Here is a 13,596-nt window from a genome sequence, read left to right as displayed (position 1 = left end):
CGGGCCTCTACCAGGGCTACGTCAGCGCGGCGAGCCGGTTCCGTTCCCGTATTCAGGACACGACTCCGTTCCGTATTCAGGACACCGGGAGAGTGGGGCCCTATATGCGCTCGAGTCGTCATATGTCCTGAATACGGAACACGGATCGCGCGGACCACGGACCGCGGACCACAGACTACGGAATAGGCAATAGGCAATCGGCAATAGGGAATACGGAGCGGACAGCGCCGCCGTCACGCCTCGGTGGAGAACGCGTCCTTCGGCAGCTTGCGGACCTTCGCGCGACGCAGCCGCCGCGCGGGGATCATCGACCGCATCTCCTCGAGCCGGCCGAAGCACAGCAGCCGGTCGCCGGCCTCCAGCTCGGTGTTGCCGCGCGGATTGGGGATGACCGTCGCGCCGCGGTGCAGTGTCAGCACCGTGATGTCCCGTTCGTCCAGTCCGGAGTCACGGAGCCTCGTGCCGATGAGATCCGCTCCGACGCCGACCGCGAGTTCTGCGACGCCGTATCCCGTCGAGACGCTGAGCCGCTGGCGCACGTCGATCTCGGGGAAGGCCACCTGGTTGTCGATGTGGTCCACGATCGCGCCGGCGACGTCAAGGCCGGTCGCGGCCTCGATGCCCTGCAGCCCGGGCGATGAGTTGACCTCCATGACCAGTGGACCCTCGTTGCCCTCCAGCATGTCCACGCCTGCGACGCGCAGGCCCATGATCTGGGCGGAACGCACCGCCGCCTGTTCGTACGCAGGCTCGAGGGTCACGCGCTCGACGGATCCGCCACGGTGCACGTTCGACCGGAACTCGTCGCCGCTCGCCACGCGGCGCATCGCGGCCACGACGCGGTCGCCGACCACGAGCGCGCGGATGTCGCGTCCCCTACTCTCCGAGATGAACGACTGCACCAGCACGTTCTGCTTCGTCGAGTGCAGTGTCTCGATGATCGCCTCCGCGATCTTCGCCTCGGGCGCCAGGATGACGCCGATCCCCTGGGTGCCCTCCAGGAGTTTGATCACCACCGGCGCACCGCCGACGGATTCGATCGCCGTGCGCACATCCGCTCGGCTGTGCACGAACGCGGTCGCCGGCATGCCGATGTTGTGGCGGGACAGGATCTGGTTCGCACGCAGCTTGTCGCGCGAGTTCGTGATGCCGTTGGCCGTGTTGGGGGTGTACACGTCCATCTGCTCGAACTGGCGAACAACGGCCGTGCCGAAGTACGTGATCGAGTTGCCGATGCGCGGAAGGATCGCGTCGTAATCCGACAGGAGCTTGCCGCGGTACTGGAGATCGGGCTCCTCCCCGGAGAGGTCGATCGAGAACCGCAGCGTGTCCAGCACCTTCACCCGGTGACCGCGATCCGCCGCGGCGTTGCGGAGACGCTGGGTGGAGTACGACTGCGGTGCGCGCGAGAGAATCGCCAACTTCAACGTGGGCTCCTGGAAAGATGGGGGGAATGGGACAAGCGGGTGAATCGACGGCGCGTGCGGCGACTCACCGTGCACGCCCGACGAATGCGGGGGGTTCGACGGGATCAGTCCATTCAAGCACCGTCGTCGGCTGGCGCGAATGGGTCACTCTTCCGCGCATCGGCGTGCCATGGGTGAAGGCCAAGATCGACACCGGCGCCCGCAGTTCCGCGTTGCACGCCTTCGACATCGAAGAGCTCGACGGCGGTGCGCGCGTGCGTTTTCGCGTGCGGCCGTGGCAGGACTCGAACCGCGACGCGGTCGTCGTCGAGTGCCCCGTGCACGACAGACGGATGGTGCGCAGCTCGTCGGGCCACACCCAGCGTCGCTACGTCGTGCTGCTCGAACTCGAGCTGCACGGACGCACGGTGAAGGCGGAGACGACGCTCACCAATCGCGACCAGATGGGCTTCCGGATGCTCGTCGGCAGGCAGGCGCTTCGCCAGGGCGGCTTCCTCGTGGATCCGGGGCGCTCGTTCGTCGGCGGACGCGCACCGCGCCCGATCCGGCGCCGCAACCGCGGCCGAGCCTAGCCAACGCCCCCCGCGGGCTGAACCCGGCGAGACTAGACGTACGCGCCGGGGCTAGACGTGTGGGCGCTAGCGTCGGCGCGTACGTCTGGTTTCGCCGGACCACGGCGTTTGCGCCGGCACAGGATCAGCGCACCGTCGGGGGTCAGGCGGATGCTGCCGCAGGCCTCTTCGCCGGTGCAGCGGGCTCCGCGTCGAGGCGCCGCTCGATCCCGTCGAAGTGCCGCTCGAGCGCGGCGACCGCGCGCGTGGCGTCGCCTGCGACGAGCGCGTCGTAGATCTGCCGGTGGTGCAGGGCGATCTCGGCGGGCGTCTCCGCACTGGTCGGGAGGTGATCCTGGAGCAGGTTGAAGACATCCCAGAACGCGGCGAGCAGCTGCGAGATGAACGGGTTGTCGAGAGGACGGTAGAGCTGGTCGTGGAAGACGCGATCGTCCTCCGGCGAGAACTGGCCATCGGCCGCCGCGGCCTCCATGGCCTCGACCGCGCGGTTGATGTTCTCCAGGTCGGCTGGACGCATCGCCGTGCACGCCCGCACGATGAGCGACGTCTCCAGGGCTGCGCGCAGATCCATCAGGTCGCGCAGCTCCTTGGTCCCTTCCTGGGCGGAGAGGCGGGCATGGAAGACCAGTTCGGAGATGAGCGAACGCAGGCTCATCTCGCCGACGGCCATGCCGTATCCGCGGCGGATCACGACGACACCGGTCGCCTCGAGCACCTTGAGAGCCTCGCGCAGCGAGTTGCGGCTGACACCGAGGTCTTCGGCGAGCTCGTGCTCGGTCGGAAGCGGATCGCCCGGCTTGAGCTTGCGCTCGTAGATGAGGTCCTTGATGGCGTCCTGCACCTCTGTCACGAGGCTCGTTCGCGCGAGTGACACCGGTTTCGCCATGGCGGCGCCCTCCCTCCGATACGTCACAGCTCAAGATCGATCGTGGATCAGGACCCTCGGCGTCGTTGACGTATCGGATCGTGGGCACTAACGTAACACGACATCGGTTGTCCAACAACCGATGTCCTATCTATAGTTCGATCAGCAGTTCACATCACCCAGAGTGCTCCGGCGTCACGACCCCGTCGCGCCGATGTTCAATGTCGAGCAAGGAGAGACACCATGTCGAACCCCTTCGGAACGCCCGAATCACCCGAATTCAGCCGACGAACCCTGTTGCGCTGGTCGGGGGCCGTCGCCGCGGCGGCGACCATCGGCACGACCCTCGCCGCCTGCACCGGACCTGCCTCCACGGCCGGATCCGGGGCGACCAAGACGGCATCCGGTGCCGCGTACTCAGGACCGAGTGGCGACATCACCGCCGTCGTCGGCTACGGCAACAATCAGTCATGGGATCCGTCGCAGACGGCATCCGCTTTCACGATGGCTGCCAACAGACACATCTACGAGGGTCTTGTCACGACCGACCTCGTCACGGGCAAGGCGAGCCCCGCGCTGGGCACCGCGCTGCCGTCGGACACCGGCGCCACGACCTGGAAGTTCTCGCTGCGCAAGGGCGCCAAGTTCCACGACGGAACCGACGTCACGGCCGACGACGTGGTCTTCAGCTTCGAGCGCGTGCTCGATCCCAGCACGCTGATGAACGAGTTCTTCGCGGGATGGCTGGCATCCGTCGACAAGGTGGACGACTCGACAGTCGAGCTCAAGCTGAACTACCCGTTCCCACTCGGGGTGCAGCGTCTGGAGCTTGCGAAGATCATGCCGAAGCACGCCTACACGGACTGGACGGCCGTGGCGACGGGAACCGGCCAGATCATCGGATCCGGCCCGTACAAGGTGACGCAGAACAACCTCGGCACGAACACCCAGTTCGCCGCGTTCACCGACTACAACGGCTCGCTCAAGCCGAACTTCTCGACCATGAACTGGTTCTCCATCACGGATCCGAACGCCCTGATTGCCAAGGTGCTCAGCGGGGCCGCCATCGTCACCGACAACGTGCCGACGAACAACGTGTCATCGATCAGCGGAGCAGGCATGAAGGTGGGCGAGGCCAAGGGCATGGACAACATCTTCATGATGTTCAACACCGGCCAGAAGCCGTTCGACGACGTGCGCGTTCGCCAGGCGCTGTTCTACGCGATCGACGTGCAGAAGCTGATCAAGGTCGGCCTGAACGGATACGGCGACCAGCCGCAGAGCTTCCTGCCCGAGCAGTCCGGGTTCAAGCCGGCCAGCACGGTGTACAAGCACAACCTGTCCAAGGCCAAGCAGCTGCTCAAGGATGCCGGCGTCGACTCCGGCCTGAAGATCAACATCCTCGCCACGAACACGTCCTACGTTGTCAACTCGCTGAACGTCATCCAGGAGGGCTGGGAAGCGCTCGGCTTCACCGTGACGCAGGAGCCGCAAGCCACAGCGGCACTGTTCACGAAGATGGACCAGGACGCCTCGTACCAGGTGGTGATCGCCTCGTCGAACCCGGAACAGTTCGGCACGGATCCGGATCTGCTGATGCGCTACAACTACACGAAGGGCGGCCTCTGGATGAAGTACACCAAGTGGGACTCGTCGCCAGAGGCGACCGCGCTCTTCGCCGCCATGAACAAGGCGGCCAAGGAGGCTGACCAGACCAAGCGCAACGCGCAGATCCAGGCGAACCTCGACACGATCGCGAAGAACGCGGTGCTGTATCCGGTGGTCTTCGTCGACATGTTGACCGCGTGGTATCCGAAGAAGGTGACCGGCGTGCCAGCGCTGCCGATCCCCGGAATCGACCTGCGCGAGGCCAAGCTGGTCGCCTGATCCTCGTGGCCCTCTTCACTCGCCTCATCATCCAGCGCATCCTGCTGCTGATACCGCTGCTGCTGGGCGTCATCCTGTTCGTCTTCATCGTCATGCGCTTCTCCGGGGCAGATCCGGCGATCGCGGCGCTGGCCGGGCAGGGCGGCAATCCGACGCCGCAGCAGATCGAGCAGTTCCGGCACGACAACGGGCTCGATCAGCCGCTGATCGTGCAGTACGTCTACTTCGTCGGCGACGTCTTCCGCGGCAACCTCGGCTACAGCCTGCTCAACCACCAGCCGGTCACGCAGATCATCGCAACGGCACTGCCGCTGACCCTGCAGCTGACCGGGCTCGGCATCGTCGTGGCCGTGGTGCTCGCTCTTCTGCTGGGCATCACGGGCGCGTTGTTCCGCGACAGATGGCCGGACAAGGCGATCCGCGTCGTGACGCTCGCGTTCGTCGCCGCACCGTCGTTCTGGGTCGCGCTGCTGCTCGTGCAGTGGTTCTCGGTGGACCTCAAGATCTTCCCGCCGAGCGGATACGTGAACCCGCAGCAGGACTTCGGCCAGTTCCTCTTCTACATGGTGCTGCCGATGATCTCGCTCGCCCTGCCGATCGCAGGCGCCCTGGCTCGTATCGTGCGCACCTCCATGGTCGAGGAGCTGGACAGGGACTACGTGCGCACCGCGATGGGCAACGGGCTTCCGCGCATCGTCGTCGTGGGACGGAACGTGCTGCGCAACGCGCTCATCAACCCGCTGACGGTGCTCGGCCTGCAGATCGGCTACCTGATCGGCGGTGCGGTGATCATCGAGACCACGTTCGCCCTGCCCGGCATGGGCCAGACGATGATCAACTCCGTCATCAACTCCGATCCGTTCGTCGTGCAGGGCGTCGTCATCGTGATCGCCATCGGATTCGTCGTCGTGAACATGGTGGTCGACATCCTCTACCTCGCCGTCAACCCACGACTGAGGAGCGCCGCAGCATGATTCTCCGCAAGAAGACCACCGAGCGGCTGAGCCGGCCGGGGCTGCGACTGCGCGGCATGAGCCTGTCCGGATGGATCTCCCTCGGCTTCATCGTGCTGCTCGCGCTGGCCTGCATCCTGGCTCCGCTCATCGCGCAGGATCCGCTGGCGACCGAGCAGCTGCAGCACGGGACGGCATCCGCCGCGCCCAGCCTGCAGCACTGGTTCGGACAGGACCTGCAGGGGCGGGACATCTTCTCCCGCATTCTGTACGGCGGACGGATCTCCCTCTCGATCGGCCTCGGTGCCGCCGCGATCGCGCTCGTCGCGGGTGCCATCGTCGGCGCGGCGGCTGCGACCCTGCCGAAGTGGGGCGGCGGGCTCGTCATGCGGATCCTCGACGTGATCATGGCGTTCCCGGGCATCGCGCTCGCCGCCCTGTTCGTCACGATCTTCGGGGGCAGCATCCCGTCGCTCATCCTCGCCATCGGATTCGTCTACATGCCGATGGTCGCCAGGGTGGTGCGGGCCAACGTCCTCGAGCAGTACAGCGAGGACTACGTCGCGTTCGAGAAGGTGATCGGCGCCCGAACCTGGTGGATCGTCACCAAGCACGTGATCGTCAACTGCGCGGCCCCCGTGCTGGTGTTCGCGACGCTGCTCGTTGCCGACTCGATCGTGTTCGAGGCGAGCCTGTCGTTCGTGGGCGCCGGCATCCGCCCGCCGACGCCCAGCTGGGGCAACGTGATCCAGGACGGCCGGGCGATGATGTTCACCGGCGGCTGGTGGGCCACCGTGTTCCCCGGTCTGTTCATCCTGCTCACCGTGATCTGCCTGAACATCATCGCGGAGCGCGTGACGGATGCCATGGCCAACCCCGCGCTGCGCCGCGTCAAGAAGCGCAAGGACGCACCCGTCATCACGCCGCAGCGCACGGCACAACTCATCAAGGAGGCGGAGCTCGCGATCGCGGGCGACGCCGAGAAGACGGAGCACGCCGACGCAGGTGCCGCAGTGACCACCGGCGCGGCCTCCGGCGAAGAGCCGGTCCGGGCGCTGACGCTCGACGAGCACCTCGAACAGCTGCGCGAAGTCGAGCTGGCCCGCGCCCCGCGCAAGACCTACACAGCGAAGGAGGCGCCGCTGCTCGAGGTGCGGAACCTCAGCATCCGCTTCCCGGAACGGTACGGCGACATCCCGATCGTCGACGACGTGAGCTTCACCGTGCGACCGGGGGAGACGATGGCGCTCGTCGGCGAGTCCGGCTGCGGAAAGTCGATCACGAGCCTGGCGATCATGGGTCTGCTGCCACGGTCGGCAAAGGTGGACGGGCAGATTCTGTTCAACGGGGTCGACCTGCTGACGCTCTCACCCAAGCAGCGCAATGCCCTGCGGGGCCACGAGATGTCGATGATCTACCAGGATGCGCTCAGCTCGCTGAACCCGTCGATGAAGATCCGCGCGCAGCTGAAGCAGCTGACGAAGCGCGGAGGGACCCGCACCGCCGAGGAGCTGCTCACCATGGTGGGGCTGGATCCGCAGCGCACGCTGAGCAGCTATCCGCACGAGCTCTCGGGTGGGCAGCGGCAGCGCGTTCTGATCGCGATGGCGCTGACCAGGGATCCGAAGCTGATCGTCGCCGACGAGCCGACGACCGCACTGGATGTCACCGTGCAGAAGCAGGTGGTGGAGCTGCTGGACCGGCTGCGTGAAGACCTCGGATTCGCGATGGTATTCGTGAGCCACGATCTTGCGCTGGTGGCATCCCTCGCCCACCGGGTCACGGTGATGTACGCGGGACAGGTCGTGGAGACGGCGCCGACGCGCAGCCTGCTGCTGGATCCCCGGCACGAGTACACGCGCGGCCTGCTCGGCGCGGTGCTGTCCATCGAGGACCAGGCGGACATCCTGCACCAGATCCCGGGAACCGTGCCTTCGCCAGGCGACTTCCCGTCCGGCGATCGCTTCGCACCGCGCTCGCTGGACCCCAACGCCGACCCGAACATCCGGCCGGAGCTCGCGGCCATCCCCGGTTCCGAGGAGCACCTGTTCGCGGCGCGGGTGATCCCGACGCCGCAGGCGGCTCTCGTCGCGGAGCAAGAAGAGGACGAGGCGCGCACCGCGCCGGCGAACGGAGGAAGGCGATGAACGCACCGATCGTCGAACTGCGTGACGTGCACGTCACGTACAAGACCCGCACCGGCGGCACGATCTTCAAGCGCGGAACCGTGGATGCCGTGCGCGGGGTCGACCTCGACATCGCAGTCGGCCGCACGGTCGGCATCGTGGGCGAGTCCGGATGCGGCAAGTCAACGCTCGCCAAGGTGATCGTCGGCCTGCAACCTCCGACGTCCGGACAGGTGCTGTTCCGAGGCAAGCCGGTGAACTCGCGAGCGTCGCGCACCGCGTTCGGCCGCTCCGTCAGCGTCGTCTTCCAGGACCCGGCGACGGCGCTGAACCCGCGGATGACCGTGCTGAACGCCCTGCTCGACCCGATGCAGGTGCACGGCATCGGCAACCGGCGCAGTCGCGAGGTGCGAGCGTACGAGCTGCTCGACGTCGTCGGACTGCCGTCGAGCGCCGCGGGAGTCGTACCGGCGCAGATCTCGGGCGGACAGCGGCAACGCGTCGCGATCGCGCGTGCGCTCGCGCTCGATCCGCAGGTCATGGTCGCCGATGAACCGACCAGCGCGCTCGACGTCTCCGTGCGTGCGCAGATCCTCAACCTGCTCGGCACTCTCAAACGCGAGCTCGGGCTCGGCATGGTCTTCATCTCGCACGACATCCAGACCGTTCGGCACGTCTCGGACACGATCTGCGTCATGCACGACGGGGTCATCGTCGAGCGCGGAGACGCCGAGCAGATCTTCGACCATCCGACGCATCCGTACACGCAGAAGCTGCTCGGCGCCGCGCCGAGCCTCCTGCACGCGTGATCTCGTCGCATCCACCACGTCAACACCGCTGCACCACACAGGAGAAACCATGTCCAAACTCACCGGCGTCATCCCCCCGGTCTGCACACCGCTGACCGCCTCCGGCGAGGTCGACGTCGCGTCGTACCGACGGCTGCTCGACCACCTGATCGATGCCGGCGTCGACGGCCTGTTCGTGCTCGGGTCGAGTTCCGAAGTGGTGTACCTCACGGATGCGCAGCGTCGCACTGTGCTGCAGACCGCCGTCAAGCACGTGGCCGGCCGGGTGCCCGTCATGGCCGGGGTCATCGACACGACGACCCCGCGTGTGCTCGAACACGTTCGCGTCGCGGACGAGCTGGGAGCGGATGCCGTCGTCGCCACGGCGCCGTTCTACACGCGGACGCATCCGGTCGAGATCGACAGGCACTTCCGGCTCATCCACGAGGCGACGACGACACCCTTGTGGGCGTACGACATCCCAGTGTGCGTGCACACCAAGCTGCCGAAGGACCTCGTTCTCGGTCTCGCCGCCGACGGCGTGATCGCGGGTCTCAAGGATTCGTCGGGCGATGACTCGAACTTTCGAGCCCTCGTGCTCGCGGTCGCGGGCGACGACCGCTACCGCGATTTCAGCGTGCTGACCGGCAGCGAGCTCCTCGTCGACACCGCGCTCTGGATGGGCGCCGACGGCGTGGTCCCCGGCCTCGGCAACGTGGATCCCGCAGGATACGTGCGCATCTACCGGGCTGCCCGCGACGGCGACTGGGAGGCGGCCCGCACCGAGCAGGAACGCCTGTTCCGGCTCTTCGAGTTCGTGGAGGTCGGTACGCGTGCCAGGCCGATGAGCGGCAACTCCTCGGCCATCGGGGCCTTCAAGGCCGGTATGCAGCTCCTCGGCGTGATCGACTGCGCGCGCACCGCCGATCCGCAGGTTCCGCTCGACGACACCGAGGTCGAGACCATCCGCAGTTATCTCGCGAACGCCGGGCTGCTGCCCGCCGCGGTCGGCTCGTGACACCGGCGGCGTCCGGTTGGGTCGCCTCGGGCGTGGCAGCGTCTGTTCAGGCAGCGTCCCGATCGCCGGGCGGCGGAGAGGATCGGATCGCGCTCGCGGTCGACATCGGGGGCACGAAGATCGCTGCCGGGATCGTCACCGCGTCCGGCGACATCCTCGAGCGCGTCGAAACGCCGACCCCGGCAGCGGAGGGAGCGGAGCGCATCCTCGCCGAGGCGATCAGGATCGGGCGACACGTGGCGCGCGGTCGTGAGCCGGTCGCCGTCGGCGTCGGGACGGCGGGAGTGGTGGGCGCCGACGGACGGGTCTCGGCGGCGACGGGCATCCTCACAGACTGGACCGGCGCGGATGTCTCCGGCGCCTTCCGCGAAGCGTTCGACGTGCCGGTGTCGGTGCGCAACGACGCCCACGCCCACGCGGTCGGCGAAGCCGTCGCCGGCGCAGGACGCGGCAAGGGCACGGTCCTCGTCGTCGCGGTGGGAACGGGCATCGGCGGCGCGGTGGTGGTCGGCGGGATGCCGCTCCTCGGCGCCCACGGCGCGGCCGGCCACCTCGGGCACGTGCCGTCGGCAGCAGCCGTCGGCCTGACGTGCAGCTGCGGACGCGACGGACATCTCGAACCGCTCGCCTCAGGACCCGGTGTGCACGCGCTGTACCGTCGGCTCGGAGGGGATCCGGCGGTGGTCTCGGCGAAAGAGATCGCCGACCGCGCGGCGACGGACGAACTCGCGGCCGCCGCGCTCGCCGAAGCGGGAGGAGCGCTCGGAACGGTGATCGGAGGGCTGGTCGACACCGTCGACCCTCACGTGGTCGTGATCGGCGGTGGAATGCAGCACGCGGGAGACGCCTGGTGGCGGCCGATGTCGGACGCCGTTCGGCTGGCGGCGATGCCCGCGCTCGCCGAGACGCCCATCGTGCCGGCTGAGCTCGGAGCGGATGCCGCGCTCATCGGCGCGGCGCACGTCGCGCTCGTGGAGGCGGTTCGGTGAGCGGGGGGCCGAACGGGGAGACGAACGAGACGGCCGTCGGCACTTCGGACGGTCCGGTCGGCGCACAGGAGCATCCAGCGCACGGATCCGCGCTCATCGAACGCCTCCGCGGACGGCTCGTGGTCTCGTGTCAGGCCTATCCGGGGGAGCCGCTGCGGAGCCCGGAGGCGATGCTCGGCATGGCCCTGTCGGCGGAGCGCGGGGGCGCTGCCGGGATCCGGGCACAGGGGTTGGCCGACATCCGCCTGATCCACGAACGCGTTGGCCTGCCGTTGATCGGCCTCGTGAAGGTGTCGGGCGCCGACGTGTTCATCACGCCGACGCTCGACGATGCGCTGGCCGTCGCTCGTGCGGGTGCCGACATCGTGGCGATCGACGGCACGCGGCGTGCGCGACCCGACGGACGCACCCTCGTCGACGTCGTGCGAGCGCTGCACGACGAGGCGGGCGCGGTCGTGATGGCCGACTGCGGAAGTCTCGACGACGCGATCGCGGCGCAGGAGGCGGGTGCCGACATCCTCGGAACCACCCTCGCCGGTTACACCGGGGAGCGGCCGGCGACGGACGGCCCGGACCTGGAGCTGATCTCACTGGTCTCCGCCGCGACAAGCGCTCCACTGTTCGCGGAGGGTCGCATCCACACTCCGCAGCAAGCACGTGCTGCACTGGATGCCGGGGCGGACACGGTCGTCGTCGGTACGGCCATCACGCACCCCGCGACGATCACGTCCTGGTTCGCGGACGCCGTCACTCGACGCTGAGCCGGCTCGCCGGACCACGGCGCCGCCTCACCGCACCGTCGGGTTGCCCGCCGTGTCCCGCTCCACGTACTCGCGCGGATGCCACGACCCCAGCAGCAGCGCATGCACGATCGCCAGCCCGGTCGCGATGCCGATCACCACGATCCACTGCGTAGGGGCATCCGGGCCGGACCCGGACGTGAACACGACGCCGAGCACCGTGGTCGCGGCGATCGCGCCCACATAGCGGGAGGTCTGGAAGATCCCCGCCGCGACGCCGGCATCCTGCGGCCGTGCTGAGGCGTAGAGCGCCTGGCTCATGGCGATGCTCACGATGCAGTACGGCGCACCCATCGCGGCCGTGATGAGCAGGATCGCGATCGGGTTCACGGTCACCGCTGCGACCGTGAGGAGCGCGGCCCCGACGATGAGCCCGAGTCCGCCGACGATCAGCGTGAAGCGCAGCCCACGGCGCTCGATCAGGCGGGCACCGAGCGGCGTGAGACCGATCGTCACCGCGGCCAGCGGGAACATCAGCAGGCCGGTGACCCCTGCGTTGTATCCGCCGTGCTCCTGCAGCAGCTGCGGCAGGCCGAAGAACGCCGTGTAGTACACGAGATTGAAGACCGCGAAGCACAGGTACACCATCATCAGCGACCGGTTGGCGGCCAGCAGTCGCAAGTCGATGAACGGGACGGATGCCGCCAGCTCGCGCCACACGAACAGCCCGCCGGCAACCACCGCGGCCGCGAGCAACCACCACACGGGTGTCGACTCCAGCCTGAGCACGAAGATCAGCAGAGCGACGAGCGTGCCGATGAACAGAGCGATACCGGGGATGTCGGACTGCACCACGAGCGTGCGCACCCGCTCGGCGCGACGCGCGGCATCCTTGGGGGCGAACAGGCCGACCCCGATCATGGCGAGTACCGCCAGCGGCAGGTTGATCGCGAAGATCGCCGGCCATCCGAGCGTGCTCACCAGCAGGCCGCCGACCACCGGACCGACGGCGGCACCTGCGGTGTTGGCGATCTGGATGCGCCCCAGCAGCCGCGGCGTCGACACCCCGCCCGCCTTGCTCAACGGCCGCACCATCGCGACGGCGGACGGGAACGCCGTCGCCGTGCCGATCGCGAGTCCCACGCGTCCGACGCACACCCACGCGAACGACGGTGCGAACGGTGTGAGCACCGCGACGACGATCACGACGCCCATTCCGAACATGAACAGCCGTCGCGGACCGAACCGGTCGCCGAGGCGGCCCATGAGCGGCTGCCCGGCAGCGGATGCCAGATAGAACGCCGTGATCACCCACGTCGCCTCGGCGATGCCGAGCACGAAGGTCTTCTGCAGGTCGACGAGCGCGACCGCGATCATCGACGAGTTCAGAGGGTTGAGCGCCGTGCCCAGGCTGAGGCTGGCGACCGCGAGGCCGGTGCGGGGGTGTTGCGGACCGGATGCCGGTTGTGCGGGAGTCCCGTCGCTCACGATCCGCTGATTTCCACGGTCTCGATCGTAGTGACGCGCGCGTCGTGGGTGCGAAGGCCCGGTAATGGGGGCGCAGGTCGCGGCCGCTCAGCGATCGGCGAGTCGGGCCTTCTTGATCTTGTTGCCACACGTGTTCATGGAGCACCAGCGGCGGTTGCCGCCGTGACTCGTGTCGAGGAAGAGGCCCTGGCATCCGGGGCCCTCGCACGCCTTGATCCTGCCGGGCTGCGACGAGCTCAGGATGCGGATGGCGTCGTCCGACAGGATCCCGAGCGCATCGCGCACCTCGCGACCGGCGCTGAGGTTCCACGATGCACCGTCCGCGCCGTCGTTGAGCGAGCGGGATCCCCGCCCGAGTGCGGCCGCGCGATTGAGAGCCGCGATGTCCACAGCATCCGCGGTCCTTGACGCCGCCCTGGCCGCACCGACGCGGTAGATCGTCTCGCGGAGGGCGAGGGATGCCCCGAACTCGGCCCGGGAGACCGCGGCGACGTCGAACCCGTTGAGGCGCAGCCACAGCGCGAGTCGGTCAGGATCCGTGAGCCGTTCGCGCGGCGCGGCGCTCGCGCGATCGCTCACGGTCGCCGTGAAACGGAATGCGAGAACCTCGTTGTCGAGCCGGAACGGAGCGGATGCCGTCACCTGGGGATCCTTTCGGGAGCGGGCGCCCTGTCGAGGCGGGACGCAACCCGAACCAGCATAGACGGTTCAGAACTGTCAGGGTCGGTGCTACAACTGAACCT

At 68.1% G+C, this 13,596-nt stretch carries 12 protein-coding genes; 8 read left to right on the top strand and 4 right to left on the bottom strand.

Annotated features, from left to right (window positions below; all coding sequences use genetic code 11):
- Window positions 1–233 precede the first annotated feature (233 nt).
- On the bottom strand, window positions 234–1,427 hold the full coding sequence (locus tag ACX9R5_RS02430) for a RimK family alpha-L-glutamate ligase (RefSeq protein ID WP_459407418.1): 1,194 nt from the start codon (window positions 1,425–1,427) through the stop codon (window positions 234–236).
- A gap of 26 nt (window positions 1,428–1,453) precedes the next feature.
- Here ACX9R5_RS02430 and ACX9R5_RS02425 point away from each other — a divergent pair, with 26 nt between their 5' ends.
- A complete protein-coding gene (locus ACX9R5_RS02425; RefSeq protein ID WP_459407417.1) occupies window positions 1,454–1,999 on the top strand; it encodes an ATP-dependent zinc protease family protein in 546 nt (181 codons plus the stop codon).
- 142 nt (window positions 2,000–2,141) lie between these two features.
- Here the strand turns inward: ACX9R5_RS02425 and ACX9R5_RS02420 are convergent, their stop codons facing one another.
- Window positions 2,142–2,849 (bottom strand): FadR/GntR family transcriptional regulator, encoded by a 708-nt coding sequence (locus ACX9R5_RS02420; protein WP_459407416.1) that lies wholly within the window; start codon window positions 2,847–2,849, stop codon window positions 2,142–2,144.
- A gap of 258 nt (window positions 2,850–3,107) precedes the next feature.
- Between ACX9R5_RS02420 and ACX9R5_RS02415 the strand changes: the two genes are divergently transcribed.
- The 7 genes from ACX9R5_RS02415 (at window position 3,108) to ACX9R5_RS02385 (ending at window position 11,386) form a co-directional block, all read left to right on the top strand.
- Window positions 3,108–4,751, top strand: a complete 1,644-nt coding sequence (locus tag ACX9R5_RS02415) for an ABC transporter substrate-binding protein (protein ID WP_459407415.1) — start codon at window positions 3,108–3,110, stop codon at window positions 4,749–4,751.
- 5 nt (window positions 4,752–4,756) lie between these two features.
- Window positions 4,757–5,725 (top strand): ABC transporter permease, encoded by a 969-nt coding sequence (locus tag ACX9R5_RS02410; protein ID WP_459407414.1) that lies wholly within the window; start codon window positions 4,757–4,759, stop codon window positions 5,723–5,725.
- The gene (locus tag ACX9R5_RS02405; protein WP_459407413.1) at window positions 5,722–7,851 is read left to right on the top strand and encodes a dipeptide/oligopeptide/nickel ABC transporter permease/ATP-binding protein; all 2,130 of its coding nucleotides are present in this window, start codon (window positions 5,722–5,724) and stop codon (window positions 7,849–7,851) included. The genes ACX9R5_RS02410 and ACX9R5_RS02405 overlap by 4 nt, the downstream gene beginning before the upstream one ends.
- Window positions 7,848–8,639 (top strand): ABC transporter ATP-binding protein, encoded by a 792-nt coding sequence (locus ACX9R5_RS02400; protein WP_459407412.1) that lies wholly within the window; start codon window positions 7,848–7,850, stop codon window positions 8,637–8,639. Before ACX9R5_RS02405 ends, ACX9R5_RS02400 begins: the two co-directional genes overlap by 4 nt.
- 49 nt (window positions 8,640–8,688) lie before the next feature.
- On the top strand, window positions 8,689–9,636 hold the full coding sequence (locus tag ACX9R5_RS02395) for a dihydrodipicolinate synthase family protein (RefSeq protein ID WP_459407411.1): 948 nt from the start codon (window positions 8,689–8,691) through the stop codon (window positions 9,634–9,636).
- A gap of 32 nt (window positions 9,637–9,668) precedes the next feature.
- Window positions 9,669–10,625, top strand: coding sequence for an ROK family protein (locus tag ACX9R5_RS02390; RefSeq protein ID WP_459407410.1), 957 nt, complete (start codon window positions 9,669–9,671; stop codon window positions 10,623–10,625).
- Window positions 10,626–10,720: 95 nt separating this feature from the next.
- Entirely contained in the window at window positions 10,721–11,386 is a 666-nt protein-coding gene (locus tag ACX9R5_RS02385; RefSeq protein WP_459409015.1) for an N-acetylmannosamine-6-phosphate 2-epimerase, read from the top strand.
- Window positions 11,387–11,413: 27 nt separating this feature from the next.
- Here ACX9R5_RS02385 and ACX9R5_RS02380 read toward each other — a convergent pair whose 3' ends face one another.
- Together ACX9R5_RS02380 and ACX9R5_RS02375 are read right to left on the bottom strand one after the other, a co-directional pair.
- Entirely contained in the window at window positions 11,414–12,853 is a 1,440-nt protein-coding gene (locus ACX9R5_RS02380) for an MFS transporter (RefSeq protein ID WP_459407409.1), read from the bottom strand.
- An 87-nt stretch (window positions 12,854–12,940) separates the two neighbouring features.
- On the bottom strand, window positions 12,941–13,495 hold the full coding sequence (locus ACX9R5_RS02375; RefSeq protein ID WP_459407408.1) for a CGNR zinc finger domain-containing protein: 555 nt from the start codon (window positions 13,493–13,495) through the stop codon (window positions 12,941–12,943).
- Window positions 13,496–13,596: the final 101 nt, after the last annotated feature.

It is taken from the genome of Rathayibacter sp. CAU 1779, assembly GCF_054551755.1.
Note: the sequence above shows the minus strand (reverse complement) of the source record. Positions and strands in the feature narration are given on the sequence as shown.

What these genes read in the sequence shown, in the direction of transcription:
- ACX9R5_RS02425 (WP_459407417.1), top strand. Translation starts at nt 1,454, where the DNA reads ATGGGACAAGCGGGTGAATCGACGGCGCGTGCGGCGACTCACCGTGCA.
- ACX9R5_RS02415 (WP_459407415.1), top strand. Translation starts at nt 3,108, where the DNA reads ATGTCGAACCCCTTCGGAACGCCCGAATCACCCGAATTCAGCCGACGA.
- ACX9R5_RS02400 (WP_459407412.1), top strand. Translation starts at nt 7,848, where the DNA reads ATGAACGCACCGATCGTCGAACTGCGTGACGTGCACGTCACGTACAAG.
- ACX9R5_RS02405 (WP_459407413.1), top strand. Translation starts at nt 5,722, where the DNA reads ATGATTCTCCGCAAGAAGACCACCGAGCGGCTGAGCCGGCCGGGGCTG.
- ACX9R5_RS02395 (WP_459407411.1), top strand. Translation starts at nt 8,689, where the DNA reads ATGTCCAAACTCACCGGCGTCATCCCCCCGGTCTGCACACCGCTGACC.